Source organism: Streptomyces iconiensis (genome assembly GCF_028657195.3).
In the GTDB taxonomy this organism is placed as follows: domain Bacteria; phylum Actinomycetota; class Actinomycetes; order Streptomycetales; family Streptomycetaceae; genus Streptomyces; species Streptomyces iconiensis.
The window spans coordinates 82,777-96,778 of the sequence record NZ_JANCPR020000013.1 but is presented as its reverse complement, the minus strand read 5'-3'; the positions used below and the strand labels follow the sequence as shown (position 1 = coordinate 96,778).

Annotated in this window: 11 protein-coding genes and 1 tRNA gene; 8 read left to right on the top strand and 4 right to left on the bottom strand. The window is 72.7% G+C overall.

What is annotated here, in order from left to right; translation table 11 throughout:
- Positions 1-109: 109 nt before the first annotated feature.
- A complete protein-coding gene (locus tag NMN56_RS15305) occupies positions 110-703 on the bottom strand; it encodes a histidine phosphatase family protein (protein WP_274043800.1) in 594 nt (197 codons plus the stop codon).
- Between the two features lie 285 nt (positions 704-988).
- On the opposite strand from NMN56_RS15305, the gene NMN56_RS15300 reads away from it, so the two are divergent.
- The 5 genes from NMN56_RS15300 (at position 989) to NMN56_RS15280 (ending at position 5,806) form a co-directional block, all read left to right on the top strand.
- Positions 989-2,197: a hypothetical protein gene (locus NMN56_RS15300; RefSeq protein WP_274043799.1), complete on the top strand. Its 1,209-nt coding sequence runs from the start codon at positions 989-991 to the stop codon at positions 2,195-2,197.
- On the top strand, positions 2,188-3,723 hold the full coding sequence (locus tag NMN56_RS15295; RefSeq protein ID WP_274043798.1) for a hypothetical protein: 1,536 nt from the start codon (positions 2,188-2,190) through the stop codon (positions 3,721-3,723). The genes NMN56_RS15300 and NMN56_RS15295 overlap by 10 nt, the downstream gene beginning before the upstream one ends.
- 8 nt (positions 3,724-3,731) lie before the next feature.
- Positions 3,732-5,102, top strand: a complete 1,371-nt coding sequence (locus tag NMN56_RS15290) for an AAA family ATPase (protein WP_430542590.1) — start codon at positions 3,732-3,734, stop codon at positions 5,100-5,102.
- Positions 5,103-5,196: 94 nt separating this feature from the next.
- Positions 5,197-5,607, top strand: coding sequence for a hypothetical protein (locus tag NMN56_RS15285; RefSeq protein WP_274043797.1), 411 nt, complete (start codon positions 5,197-5,199; stop codon positions 5,605-5,607).
- 125 nt (positions 5,608-5,732) lie between these two features.
- Positions 5,733-5,806 (top strand) — tRNA-Lys (locus NMN56_RS15280).
- Positions 5,807-5,859: 53 nt separating this feature from the next.
- Here the strand turns inward: NMN56_RS15280 and NMN56_RS15275 are convergent.
- Positions 5,860-7,311 (bottom strand): amidohydrolase family protein, encoded by a 1,452-nt coding sequence (locus tag NMN56_RS15275; protein WP_274043796.1) that lies wholly within the window; start codon positions 7,309-7,311, stop codon positions 5,860-5,862.
- Between the two features lie 258 nt (positions 7,312-7,569).
- On the opposite strand from NMN56_RS15275, the gene NMN56_RS15270 reads away from it, so the two are divergent.
- Both NMN56_RS15270 and NMN56_RS15265 read left to right on the top strand, forming a co-directional pair.
- On the top strand, positions 7,570-8,391 hold the full coding sequence (locus NMN56_RS15270) for an alpha/beta fold hydrolase (RefSeq protein ID WP_274043795.1): 822 nt from the start codon (positions 7,570-7,572) through the stop codon (positions 8,389-8,391).
- Entirely contained in the window at positions 8,388-9,428 is a 1,041-nt protein-coding gene (locus NMN56_RS15265; protein WP_274043794.1) for an alpha/beta hydrolase, read from the top strand. The genes NMN56_RS15270 and NMN56_RS15265 overlap by 4 nt, the downstream gene beginning before the upstream one ends.
- Here the strand turns inward: NMN56_RS15265 and NMN56_RS15260 are convergent.
- Entirely contained in the window at positions 9,415-10,632 is a 1,218-nt protein-coding gene (locus NMN56_RS15260; protein ID WP_430542589.1) for a M6 family metalloprotease domain-containing protein, read from the bottom strand. The genes NMN56_RS15265 and NMN56_RS15260 overlap by 14 nt on opposite strands.
- Positions 10,633-11,083: 451 nt before the next feature.
- Here NMN56_RS15260 and NMN56_RS15255 point away from each other — a divergent pair, with 451 nt between their 5' ends.
- Entirely contained in the window at positions 11,084-12,904 is a 1,821-nt protein-coding gene (locus tag NMN56_RS15255) for a putative bifunctional diguanylate cyclase/phosphodiesterase (RefSeq protein ID WP_274043793.1), read from the top strand.
- On the opposite strand, the gene NMN56_RS15250 is transcribed toward NMN56_RS15255, so the two are convergent.
- A complete protein-coding gene (locus NMN56_RS15250) occupies positions 12,829-13,974 on the bottom strand; it encodes an LLM class flavin-dependent oxidoreductase (RefSeq protein ID WP_274043792.1) in 1,146 nt (381 codons plus the stop codon). The genes NMN56_RS15255 and NMN56_RS15250 overlap by 76 nt on opposite strands.
- Positions 13,975-14,002: the final 28 nt, after the last annotated feature.

The following is a 14,002-nucleotide window of genomic DNA, read 5'->3' as shown; positions in this document are numbered from 1 at the left end:
GTCACAGAGCACCAGCGGCCCGCAGGACACGGACAGGGGCACCCCGTACCCGGCAACCGACCACGGGCTCACAGCACGGGAGAGCGCAGGCCCAAGGGCAGGCGCAGGCTCACCCAAGGTGCCCCGTGTCGTTCCAGCGCTCAATGGCCGGCAGGCCGTACGCCCAGCCCAGGATCGACAGCGAAGCGGGATCCAGCTTCAACTGCGCCGCGAAGGCCGGGTCGTAGTCGAGCCAGCGCGCACCCAGCACCCGCAGGATGTGACCGTGCGCGAAAACCAGTACGTCGCGCTCGGCGGAGCGCGCCCAGCGCACCACCTCGTCAGCGCGCGCCGCGACCTCGGACAGCTTCTCGCCGTCCACGACACCGTCGTGCCAGATGAACCAGTCGGGGCCGTTCCGCTCCCTGATCTGCTCGGACGTCAGGCCCTCGTACGCGCCGTAGTCCCACTCCATCAGCGCGTCCCACTCCTGGGCACCGCCGAATCCCGCCAGCTCACAGGTGTCGCGCGCCCGTGACAGCGGGCTGGTGCGCACCTCGACGCCGGGCAGCCCGTTCCAGGGCTCGCGGTGCAGCCGCTCCCCCAGCACCTTGGCCGCGCTGCGCCCCTCATCGAGCAGCGGAATATCCGTGCGACCCGTGTGCTGCCCCGTCGTGGACCACTCGGTCTGACCGTGCCGGACCAACAGAATGCGCGCTGCCATGGGGACCTCTCGACTCTGGAACTGAACTCTTCCGGTCCGACGACACTGGCGGAATCTCCACCTCCCAGTTTCGCTCACGCGCCCGCCGAGCACCTGCCCGGGGCCTTGACGGGCTGCTCGGGGGCCGACGGCCCGCCCGGTAGCCGCGCGGGAGACGTACGAGGGCCGTACGGGGACTCGGGGTCGTACGGGGGTCTCGGGGTCGTACGGGGTCTCGGGGAGCCGCTGTCGGCGGGGGATGCCAGACTGCGGCGGATACTGCACCCTCCTCAGAGGCCACAGCCGATGACTCCCACCCTCGGCGGCACGGAAGGCCAGAAGGCCACCCTGCCGCACCAGGCGGAACGGACACCGCAGCAGCGGCTCGCCGAGCTGCGCGGCGGGCCCGACGTGCCGCAGCGCCCCCTTGACGCGCGAGCCCTGGCGGCGCTCGCGGCGAACCCCGGCTGCCGCCGCCGCGCGCTGCTGGACGGCGCGGGCGTGGACAAGGGCGCCGTGGCGCAGGCGCTGGGCTCCCCCGCACCGTTCGGGCAGTCCCAGTTCGCCTTCGTGCGCGGCAACGCGTTCGAGGCGCGGGTGAAGGCCGACGGCGGGGCGGCGCTGCTCGCGCTGCTGTGCGCGCACACGGGCGAGGACTGCCCTGACACGTCCGAGGTCGCGCTGCCCGACCTGACGGCCGACGGCCCCGCCGGACGTGCCGCGCGCACCCGGCTGGCACTGGACGAGGCGTACGGCGGCTGGGCGCTGCTCGACCATCCGATCCTGACGCTGGAGGTCGCGGGGACGACGGCCTATCTGGAACCTGACGCGCTGGCCCTGCACCCGGACGGCGGGGTGACGGTCATCGAGATCAAGTCCTTTCCGATCCTGGACGGTTCGGCCGACCCGGCCAAGGTCGGCGCCGCCGCACGCCAGGCGGCGGTGTACGCACTGGCACTCGCGGGGCCCGGCGCCACGGCCGCGTGGGCCGTGCGGGAGCAGGCACTGCTCGTGTGCCCGAAGGACTTCTCCAACCACCCGGCCGCTTCGCTGCTCCCGCTGCGCAAGCAAGTGGCCACCACGAAGCGCCAGTTGGCGCGGCTGACCCGCGTGGACGAGATCGCGGCCGAGCTGCCGCCCGGCGCGAGCTTCTCGCCCGGGCAGGACCCCGGCACGCTGACCGCCGCCGTCGAATCCGTGCCCGCCGCTTACGCGCCCGAGTGCCTGGCCACCTGTGAGCTGGCGTTCCACTGCCGGGACCGGGCACGCGACGGGGGAGCCGTGGAGGCCCTCGGCCGCTCCGTACGGGGCGAGCTGGGCGGGCTCGCGACGGTGGACCAGGTACTCGCTGCGGCCTCCCCCGAGGGCCCCGGCACCGACGAGCCGGCCGCTGCCGCGCTGCGCCGTGCGGCGGCCCTGCGTACCGAGGCGCTCGGCGCGAGCAGAGCCCGGGCCGAAGCGCTCCGTGCGAGCGGGACCTGTGACGCGGAGCCGGGAGGCGCGGCATGTCGCTGATCTCCGCGCTGGCCCGGATGGAGGCGGCGGCCTCGGGCAGGGCCGAGCCGGTGGCGACCGTACGCCACCGGCATCTGGCCGAACGGCCGCTCGTGCTCGTTCCGTTGACCACCGCGGGCGAGACGGGTGCCCCGCTGGGCGCGATGGTGGGGACCGACAGGGGGGCGCCCCAGGTGTTCACCGTCGCGCAGCCGCGCGACCGCGATCTGCGGTTCGCCTTCCTGGGCAGGCTCGCCGAGGCGCTGCTGCCGCACCTGGAGTCCTGCCAGGACGAGGTGGAGACGATCGAGCGCAAGGAGACCGACCCCGAGAGCGGCAAGCGCGTCACCGTCGAGGCCGAACTGTGCGCCGACGCGCCGCAGCTCCTCGTGCCGACCGCGCCGGGCGTCGACTTCGTACGCCTGCTGGGCCGCTCGATGCGGTTCCGGCGCACGGCCGAGGAGGACCCCGGCACGCCCTACCCCGCGCCGCCCAGGGTCCCGCTGCTCGGCCGCTGGCTGACGCACTACGCCGAGCGTTCGCGGGTGCCGGGGTCCTCGCTGCTGCTGCCGCTGACGGGACTGCTGACCCGGCACTGGGCGACGGGCCAGAGCCACCTGGAGGACCAGCACCTCGGCACGCTGCTCGCGTGGATCGCGCCCCCGGACGGCGAGAGCGGCGCCGAAGCGGCGCGCAGGGCCGAGCTGGAGCGGGACGGCACGGGCCAGCTCGTACGGCCACCGGCAGGGCCCGCGACCGATCCGGCATTCGACAACAGGCTGCTCGCACCGGCCGTCGCGCGCTACGACGCGGGGGTTCCCGGCGCTGCCGAGGAGCTGCGGGAGCTGATCGCGTCCCAGTTGCGGCCCACGTGGGAGGCCATGTGGCAGGGCGTCGACCTGTTGCGCGCGCTCCCGGAAGGCGCGCACGTGCCCGACCGCTGGCGCCGCGACCGGCAGTCCTACACCCACCACCGCGACCGGCTGCGCGCGGGCGAGCCGCCGCAGCCCCGGCGGGACGACGCCGTCACGGCAGCGCGCAAGCTGGCCATGCGCGAGCAGCGCCAGGCCGAACTGGAGGCGCAGGAGGCGCTGGACGACCCGCTGGTGATGGCCGTACGGCGGCTGGCGGGCGAGGCGTTCACCGCCGCGGTGACGGATGTGGAGATGGCGTACTCGGAGGGCAAGCGCCCCACACCGCGCCCTCTGGTGACGCTCCGCACGGAGGACACCCCGCTGCTGGCCGAGGGCGACAAGGTGCACAGGCAACTGCCCGAGGGCGCACAGCAGCGCGCCGAGCTGGTCGCGGAGCCCGAGCCCGGCGTCCTCGTGCTGCGGCTGCTCAGCGGCATGGGGCGCGGCAAGGAACCCGCTCAGGGAACGGTGCCCGAGCCGGGCGACCTGTTGTGCTGGACGCTCTTCGAGCACTCCCCGCGCGGTGGCCCCGGGCTGCCCGAACCGGAGGAGACCCCCTGGACCCACGGCGGCCCGCCGGGCGAACAGACGGCCGAGGACCCCGACCCGCTGACCCCGGAGGACGTGCTGTGACCGCCGCCGTGCCCCCCTTCGCGCGCCCTGCGGACGTACCGGCGGACGGGAACGGCGGCTTCGCGCCCGGTGAGGCGGCGGCGCGCGCCACCGAGGCGATCCTCGCCGACACGCTGCACGGCGCGTACAAGGGCGTGGTCGTGGACTCACCGCCCGGCGCGGGAAAGTCCACCCTCGTCGTACGCGCGGCACGCGAACTGGCCGCGGCAGGCCACCCGTTGATGGTGATCGCGCAGACGAACGCGCAGGTCGACGACCTCGTGGACCGGCTGGCATCGGCCGACCCCGAGCTGCCTGTCGGCCGGCTGCACAGCAGCGAGCCGAAGCCGTACGACCCGGCGCTGGACCGGCATCCCTCCGTACGGAAGTCGGCGAAGCCCGCTGACCTGGCCGGGCTGGACATCGTGGTGTCCACGGCCGCCAAGTGGGCCTGGGTGAAGCCCGAGGAGCCGTGGCGGCACGCGATCGTGGACGAGGCGTACCAGATGCGTTCGGACGCGCTGCTGGCCGTCGCCGGGCTGTTCGAGCGGGCGCTGTTCGTGGGCGACCCGGGCCAGCTCGACCCGTTCAGCCAGGTCGGCGCCGAGCAGTGGGCCGGTTTCTCGCACGACCCGTCGGCCAGCGCCGTGGACACGCTGCTGTCCCACAACCCGGAGCTGCCGCAGCACAGACTGCCGGTCTCCTGGCGGCTGCCGGCCTCGGCCGCACCGCTCGTCTCGGACGCCTTCTACCCGTACACGCCGTTCCGCAGCGGCACGGGACACGGCGACCGGCGCCTCGCGTTCACCGCGCGCCCCGACGGCTCGCCGGTCGACCGGGTACTGGACGAGGCGGCCGGGTCCGGCTGGGGCCTGCTGGAGCTGCCCGCCGCGCGTACGCCCCGCACGGACCCGGAAGCGGTCAGCGCCGTGGCACAGGTGGTGCGCCGGATGCTCGACCGCGAGGGGGTCGCGCACAGCGAGCGCGCTGAAGAGCCGGTCGCGCTGTCGGCCGGCCGGATCGCCGTGGGCACGGCGCACCGCGACCAGGCGGCGGCGGTACGCGCGGCGCTGGCGTACATGGACGTGGAGGGCGTCACCGTGGACACGGCGAACCGGCTCCAGGGGCGCGAGTTCGATGTGACGGTCGTGCTGCACCCCCTGTCGGGGCGGCCTGACGCGACCGAGTTCCACCTGGAGACGGGCCGCCTGTGCGTGCTGACCTCACGGCACCGGCACGCGTGCGTGGTGGTGTGCCGCGCGGGCGTACCGGAACTGCTGGACGACCATCCGGCCACCGAACCCGTGCGGCTCGGTGCCACCCTCAAGGCGCCCGACGGCTGGGAGGCCCACCAGGCGGTGCTGGCGCACCTGGCGGCGCACGCGGTCCCCTCGCGCTGAACGCCGCCAACGCGGGCCGATACGCGCGAGCCGTGCGGACGGGGCGCGGTCGGGCGCACAATGGGGAGCGGCCCACGACCCTGGAGGTATGTACATGTCTGAGCCGCACTCGGCTCCGGACCCTTCCCGCTCCTCAACCGGGGGGAGCGCCGAGGGCGGTGGTCCCCGGTACCGCCGTCCCGCACCCCTGCTGTTCGAACCGTCCGAGGCAACGGCCGACGACGAGCACTTCTTCGGCCTGGAGTCCCTCACCGATCCCCGCGAGCTGCTGGAGCGCTCGACGGAGCTGGTGGTGGCGTTCCGCGCGGCGGCCGACCGTGCGATGGAGTACCAGGCGGTGGCGGCGGCGCAGCTCGCGGACCCGAAGCGCTTCGACATGCTGGCTGACGCGGCCATCGCCGACCGCGCCAGCTGGACCGAGGAGTACGCGCGCAAGATGATCGAGTTCGGCCAGGACCTCCTGAAGGAGCGCGTCCCGGGCGAACAGCCGCCCGCCCGCCCCTAGACCGTGCCGACCGCCCCGGTCACGGACCGTGGACGGAGCGCGACGGCGCAGGTCGGAAGGGTGCTGTTCGGAATATCGATTTCCGCTCCCGCCGATCGTGGTGTTAAGGTCTACGACGTCAGCAGGCGCCGTTAGCTCAGTTGGTTAGAGCAGCTGACTCTTAATCAGCGGGTCCGGGGTTCGAGTCCCTGACGGCGCACAGACAGTCGAAGGCCCTCCGCGCGAGCGGAGGGCCTTCTTCGTGCGTGTACGTCAGGCCCCCGTGGGCGCGTAGGCGCGGGCGAAGTGCGCCGAGGCGGTGCGTTCGGCGCCGGTGAACCAGTCGTGGATGCCTTCCCTGCCGGGGACGGGCAGGGCGGAAGCGGCCTGCTGGACGCGGTCCAGCGCCGCGTTGGCGCGCTCCCGTACGGCGGTCAGGTCGTGGCCCACCAGCTTGCCGTCCCGCTTCCGCCAGGCGCCGCCGACCAGCACGGTCGCGACGTCGGCCGCCGTGGACTGCAGTACGACGGTGCCGGCGGGGTTGCTGGAGCGTACGAGGTCCATGCGGGGCTCGACGACGATCAGGTCGGCCTTCTTGCCCTCGGTGAGCGAACCCGTCACGGAGCCGAGGCCGAGCGCGTCGGCGTTGTTGCGGGTGCCCCACTCCAGCGCGTCCCGCACGGTCAGCCCGACATCGACGGGCATGGTGCCCGTGCGGTGTACGCGGTCGTGGTCCAGGCAGCGCTGGAACTGGAGCGCGAGCCGCATCTGTGAGAACAGGTCGCCGGAACCCACGCAGACGATGTCGGTGCTGAGCCCCGGCGCGAGACCGTGGTCGAGCGCGGCGCGGAAGGGCGGGTGGCCCATGCCCATCTGCATCTCGGTCTCCGGCGCGATGGTGACCTTGCCGCCGGTCCGCGCCACGAGCTGCCATTCCTGGTCGTTGAGCGCCGGGCAGTGGATGTGCAGATGGCCGGGGAGCAGCAGGCCGTGGTCGTCCAGCTCGCGCAGCCCGCGCAGCAGGACGGAGCCGGTGGCGGCGCCGGTGTGGGAGGCACCGAGGAGCCCGAGTTCGCGCGCCGCGCGTATCTCGTCGGCGGTCCGCTCGAAGGGGAGCAGGCCGAAGTCGCTGTGGAGCATGCCCATGCGGCCGAGCGCGTCGTCGGAGGCGAACTGTTCCCCGCGCAGCCGTGCGGCGTCGGCGAGGCGCTGTGCGTGGGAGGTGAAGACCGGCGGCTGTACGTCGTACTCCTGCATCCCGTAGGCGTAGACGAAGCGGATGCCGGACGCCTTGAGCGAGCCGACGGCCGCGTCGGCGTGCGCGGGGCTGTCCACGCAGTCGCAGCAGTCCAGGACGGTGGTGATGCCGGAGTCCAGCGCGTCCAGTGCGCCGGTGAGGGAGGCGGCGGCGAGGTCGTCGGCCGTCATGAGCGCGCCGATGCCGTTGAAGGTGGTCGCCAGGAACTCCAGGAGCGACTGGTCGGCCGAGACGGCGCGCAGCAGGGACAGCCAGGTGTGCCGGTGGCTGTCGATCATTCCGGGGAGTACGTAGCCGCCGTGGGCGTCGATCCGTTCCGCTTCGACCCCCGCGAACGCCTCGGCCGAAGGCCCGACGGCGGCGATGGTGTCGCCCTCGATCAGGACGGCGCCCGAGGGCAGTTCGCCGTGTGCGGGGTCCATGGTGATCACGTGCCCGTTGGTCACCAGTTTGCGGTCGGTGCTCATACGGTGGTCCTCCCTCGGTGGCGTACGGTGCGCTGCTCGGCGCGCCGCGTGCCCCCGATGCTGGTGGTCGGGGCACCTGCGGACCAATACCGGTTCCCCCGTGGGGTATAGCTGGGCGGGTATACGGCGACGGCGGGTGGACGGCGCGCGGGGCACCGCGCACTGAGACATACCAAGACGGTTATAGGAGCGACCCGTTAGGGTATTTGCTCGCTATTCCTCACCGCGCCAGTCTGAACCCGGCGAGAGGGAGGAACCATGCAGTCCGCACAGCTCAACGGCCACACGATCGACTACGACATCACCGAGCCCGACGGTGGCGCCCCCGCGGGAGCAGCGACACTGCTGCTGGTCAGCGGCTGGTGCCAGGACCACAGGCTCTTCGACCCGGTGCTGCCGCTGCTGGCCGCCCGGCACCGGGTGGTACGCGCCGACTGGCGCGGGCACGGCACGGAGCGCGCCGTCGCGGGGGACTTCGGGGTCGCCGAGATGGCCGACGACACCGTGGCACTCCTGGACGCGCTGGAGATCGAACGGGTCGTCCCCGTCTCCACCTCGCACGGCGGCTGGGCCAACCTGGAGGTCACCGACCGCCTCGGCGCCGCGCGGGTGCCGCGCACGATGGTCGTCGACTGGCTGATGCCGCGCGCCGAACCCGGGTTCGTTGCCAGCCTCCGCAGGAGCCAGGACCCGGACACCTGGCGCGAGGGCCGCCAGGAGCTGTTCGACATCTGGCTGGCCATGGCCGACTCCCCCGCCGTCGCACGCCATCTCGACCGGGAGATGGCCTCGTTCGGCTTCGAGATGTGGGCGCGCTCGTGCCGCGTCATCGAGAACGCGTACGCCACCTGGGGCTCGCCGCTGGAGCGGATGGCGGCGCTGAAGGAGCCGCGGCCCGTGGCACACCTGTTCTCGCAGCCCGCCGAGGAGTCCTACCACCAGGCGCAGCGCGCCTTCGCCGCCGAGCACCCGTGGTTCGAGCCGCACAGGATCGCCGGTGAGACCCACTTCCCGACGCTGGAGAACCCGGGCACCGTCGCCGAGTGCGTGCTCACCTTCGCCGCGGCGGAGACCCGATGACCTCCGCGTCGCGCTGGCCGGGCGACACGCTTGAGGACGCGGAGCTGGACGAGCTGTACAACGTGCAGAAGACGGTGGGCGACGAGCGCTTCCACGAGCTTCTCGCGGAGTACAGGAGCGAGTCCGAGCGCGCCGTGCGCGGGCTGCCAGGACACAGGGGCCTGGTGTACGACGCGGTCGGCGGCGAACGGCTGGATGTGTGGGGCCCCGGCGAGCCGGCGCGTCCGCGCCCCGTGTTCGTCTTCCTGCACGGTGGCTACTGGCGAGCCCTCTCGCGGGACGACTCCGCCTTCATGGCCCGGATGCTGCACGAGAACGGCGTGGCCACGGTCGTGCCGGACTACACGCTGGCGCCTGCCGCCTCCCTGGAGGAGATCGTGCGCCAGGTGCGGGCCGCGATCGCCTGGGTGCACGGGAACGGGCGTGCGCACGGGCTGGACCCCGACCGGATCGTGGTGGGCGGAAGTTCGGCCGGCGGACATCTGACCGGGATGCTCATGCTCGACGGCTGGCAGCGCGAACTGGGCCTGCCCCGCGACGTGGTGAAGGCCGCCCTGCCCATCAGCGGCCTGTTCGACCTGCGCCCGCTCTCCCGCGTGTACGTGAACGCGTGGCTGGGCCTGGACGTACCGCGCGCCGCCGCGCTGAGCCCGCTCCTGCTGCTGGCGCGGCGCCGGTTCCCGGCGCTGATGACCGTGGCCGAACACGACGGCGGCGGCTTCCTGGAGCAGTCGCGGAGGTTCGCCGCGCTGTGGGCAGGGCGGCCAGAAGGTGCGGAACCGGAAGCGGGACCAGGACCGGAAACGGAACCGGAAGCGGAAGCGGAAGCCGAGTCCGCGGCGAGGGCCGAGTCCGCGGCGCGAACGGAGGCCGGTGCGAGGGCGGAGGCCGGTGCCGACTCCGCCGACACAGGACCGCTGGTGATCCCCGGCCGGAACCACTACGACGTGATCCTGGACCTGCGCGACCAGGAAACGGCCCTCAGCCGCGCCCTCCTGGCCCTCGTCCGCTCCACGGCCCCCGCTACCCCCGGGTGACCTTGACCTCCCACTCCCCGCCGGACGTACGCCCCGTGACCTCGACCCGCACACCGTCGCGCGGGTCGGCGTAGCTCTCGCCCACTCCCAGGGGCGCGTCCGCGAGCGCCGGGTGGACGGATCCGCTGCCGCACGCGCTGGTGCCGGGGTGCCCGTCCACCACCTCGACGGGGCCCTGTGTCGAGGGCTTGTCGCCGTGCACGCGGTAGAGCAGCACGCCCTCGGAGCACAGCCCCTGGTCGTTGCCCTGCCGGGCGCGCGCCTCCATGACCAGGACCTCGTTGTCGCCCGTACGCACGACGGCGAGCCGCTTGCCGCCTGGACCGCGGGCACGGGTGCCGCGCGTGCCGCCGCCCGGCACGGCGCCGTCGCGCGGCGAAGCGGCGAGGGGGCGCAGGGTGTGGAGCGTGGGGCCTCTTTCGGCCGGAACGCAGTCGACGTGGGAGTCGTCGAGCCAGCCCAGCTTCCACTTGTGCCAGCCGAACGGCTCGGGCGCGAGCCCGAACTGGCTGCCCATCAGGTCCCAGTCCCCCACCCGCGTGTCCCAGTCCGCCTTGCCGTCGGCGGGCCGCGAGTACAGGTCAGGCAGGTCGAAGACGTGCCCCGTCTCGTGTGCCAGCACATTGCGGTCGGGCGGGCTCTGCTCGAACACGGCCACCAGGCGGCTCAGTTCGGTGCCGTCGACGGCGATGGGCTCGTCGAAGTTGACGACCTTCGTCGCGTCCGAGTTCACGCCGGGAGCGTCCGGATCGGCCACCAGGTACACGATGTCGTAGCGGGAGAAGTCCACGTACCGGTCGGCAGCCGCGACCGCGTCATGCAGGTACGTGGAGCGCAGCCCGGCGTCCCAGTCGCGCTGTATGCCGTACGAGGTGGACGCCGACGGCATCTTGATCCAGCGGTTCTCCGGGTGCGGCCGTAGGCGGAACTTCCCGTACGAGGCACGGGCGAAGAAGTCCGAAGTGGAAGGGAAATGGTCAGCCGTCAGCTCCTTGGTAGTAGCCATGGGTGGCGCATCGGGGAAAGAGAGAAAGAGAAGGGCGGCGTCGAGCGTCCCGCGGGGACGCGGATAGGAGGCGTTCCAAGTGTCCAGACCCAGCGAGTGGTGCGCGTCGGTGCGCGGCAGCGCGCACGACGTGACCGCCGCGGCGGGCTTCACGGGCCCCGCGACAAGAGCCATGCCCATGAACGCGGTCAGCGCCATGAGGACGGCGCCCACGCGGTGCCGCTTCCGGGGACCGGTAGGCCGTGTGACACGCCCAGCGCGCCACGCGGCCACCCCCTCGGGTATATGCGGCTGCGCCACGTCTCGACCTCACCGGAACAGGAATGCGGACCCTCCCCACACTGTCCCCGTATGGGGCCCTATGTCCCGTTCCGGTAGCCCGGTCGAGTCAACCACAATATGACTACTCTTTGTAATGCTCGGTCGTAAGCGGTCAGGGCGCTCTCAGTGCCGGAGCAGAAACGGTCACCCCCGCGCCCGCACTTTTGTCCCAGGTGTCACAGCGACCGGTGTCCGCCCCGGAGACACTGGCTCCACTCTTGCGGCAACCTCTATGATCGGCACATTTCCAGCGCGGATCCTCCTCTGGGATGCCCACGGGCAGCCCCCCGTCCGATCCGCACGAGACGAACCCCCCGCGGAGCGATCGGTGAACGGACCCCTCGAAGGACCGGGCAAAGACTCCGGCGACACCCTCGGAACGGCACCGCAGATCCTCACCGAAAGTAACCACAAGCGCTGGCGACGCCGGGCGCACAACGGGCACCACGAGAGCGACTTCCAGGCCGCGTTCCACGCGGCACAACTCCCCATGGCCATCGTCGACCGCGACGGCCGTGTGCTCACGGCCAACCGCGCCCTCGGCACCCTGCTCGGCGCCGACCCGCGCAGGCTCACCTCGCGGCCCCTCGCCGACCTCGCGGGCCTCGGCCTCGACGGGCGCGTACGGAGCGCCTACAACGAGGCGCTCCAGGGACGCACCGACCGGATGTCCTGCACCCGCAGGCTCAAGCACGCCGACGGGCACACCCTGTGGGCCGAGATCACCGTGACCCCCACCTCGCGCGGGGGTGAGGCGCTGCTGTCGATCTCCGACATCAGCGAACGCCGCGACCTCCAGGAACGGCTGCGGCACCTCCAGATGCACGACCCGGTCACCCGGCTCCCCAACCGCACGCTGTTCTTCGAACGGCTGGCCGGCGCGCTCGCCGACTCGGCGACCGGCAGGACCGGGCTGTGCTACATCGACCTGGACGGCTTCAAGGCCGTCAACGACACCCTCGGACACCGGGTCGGCGACAGCCTGCTCGACGCGGTCGCACAGCGCCTCAGCCTGTGCGCCGGCGACCCTGCGGGCGAGGAGTGCGGCGGGCACCTGGTGGCGCGGCTGGGCGGCGACGAGTTCGCGCTGCTGGTCGAATCCTCAACAGGGACGGAGCAGTTGACCCAGCTCGCACAGTCCGTGCTCGCCGCGCTCCAACGGCCGTTCGACCTGGCGGGTCAGCGGCTCTCGGTGTCGGCCAGCATCGGTGTCGTCGAACGCGAGACGGCGGGGACCAGCCCCACCGAACTCATGCAGGCGGCCGACACCACGCTCTACTGGGCCAAGGCGGACGGAAAGGCACGCTGGACGCTCTTCGATCCCGAGCGCAACGCGCACCGCATGACGCGGCAGGCGCTCTCCAGCACCCTGCGCAGAGCGGTGGAACGCGGGGAGTTCGTGCTGGAGTACCAGCCGATCGTGGGCTTCGCCGACGACGCGCTGCGCGGTGTCGAGGCGCTGGTGCGCTGGCGGCACCCGCAGTTCGGGACGCTCAGCCCCGACAGATTCATCGGCCTCGCCGAGGAGAACGGCGCCATCGTCCCGCTCGGCCGCTGGGTGCTGGAGGAGTCCTGCCGCCAGGCGCGGCGCTGGATGCGGGAGCATCCGGGGCCGCCGCTCTACGTCAGCGTGAACGTCGCGGTGCGCCAGGTGTGGGACTCCGATCTCGTCAGGGACGTGGCCGACATCCTGGAGGAGACGGGGCTGCCCTCGGGGCTGCTCCAGCTGGAGCTGACCGAATCAGCCGTCATGGGCTCGGCGGGACGCCCCCTCCAGGCGCTCCAGGCGCTCTCGGAGATGGGCGTCCGTATCGCCATCGACGACTTCGGGACCGGGTACTCCAACCTGGCCTACCTCAGCCGCCTCCCCGTACGCGCGCTGAAGCTCGACGGCACGTTCGTACGCGGCTTCCGCACGGCGCGGCACCAGAACCCGGCGGACGAGACCATCGTCACCGCGCTGGTGCAGCTCGCGCACAAGCTGGGCCTGACCGTGACGGCCGAGTGCGTGGAGGGCCCGGCGCAGGCCGAACGGCTGCGCAGGATCGGCTGTGACACCGGCCAGGGCTGGCACTACGCCAAGCCGATGGAGGCCGACCGGATCTCCGAGCTGCTGGCCTGGTCCTCGCACGACGTCGGCAGCGCGTAGGCGTCGGCGATCAGCCCGTAGGAGCGGACCCGGACGTCCGGGGAGTGCGCGTTGGCGGTGAGCATCAGCTCGTCGGCGCCGGTCCGCTTCACCAGCGCGTCCAGCCCTTCGCGTACGGCGTCGGGCGTTCCGTGCGTGACGTTCCCCAGCCAGCTGTCCACGAAGTCCCGCTCCACGGCGCTGAATTCGTACGCCTCCGCCTCCTCGGGCGTCGGGATCAGCCCGGGCCGCCCCGTGCGCAGCCGCACCATCGAGAGCGCCCCCGTCAGCACCTGGCGGTACGCCTCGCGCTCGTCCTCGGCCGCCAGCGCCGCTGCGCCGATCATCGCGTAGGGCTCGTCCAGCAGGGCCGAGGGGCGGAAGGAGTCGCGGTACAGGTCGAGCGCGGGCACCGTGTTGGCCGCCGAGAAGTGGTGCGCGAAGGCGAACGGGAGACCGAGGCTGCCCGCGAGCTGCGCGCTGAACCCGGAGGAGCCCAGCAGCCACACCGGCGGACGCGCCGCGCTCGCGCTGTCCTCGGACTGCACGGGTCCTGGCACGGCGTGGATGCGCGCGTACCTGTGCCCGTCGGGGAAGTCGTCGTCCAGGAAGTGCAGCAGCTCGGCGAGCTGCTGGGGGAAGTCCTCCGCGCCCTCGCGCAGCCGCTCCGTACGGCGCAGCGCCGCGGCCGTCGCACCGTCCGTGCCCGGCGCCCTGCCCAGGCCCACGTCCACGCGGCCCGGCGCGAACGCCTCCAGGGTGCCGAACTGCTCGGCGATCACCAGGGGTGCGTGGTTCGGGAGCATCACACCGCCGGAGCCCAGCCGGACGCGGGTGGTGTGCGCCGCCAGGTGCGCGAGGATGACGGCCGGCGAGGAGCTGGCCACCCCCGGCATGGAGTGGTGCTCAGCCACCCAGTAGCGGGTGAAGCCCCTGGCGTCGGCGAGGCGTGCCGCCTCCTTGGACGCGGTGAGCGCTTCCGCCGCTGTGTGGCCCTTGCCCACGTTCGCCAGGTCGAGGATGGACAGCGGAACGGGTGCGTTCCCCTGTGCCTCGCCCCGTACCCCGCTCGCTACTCCGCCGTCGCCCACGATGGCCCTCGCCTTCCTTGCTTTGGTT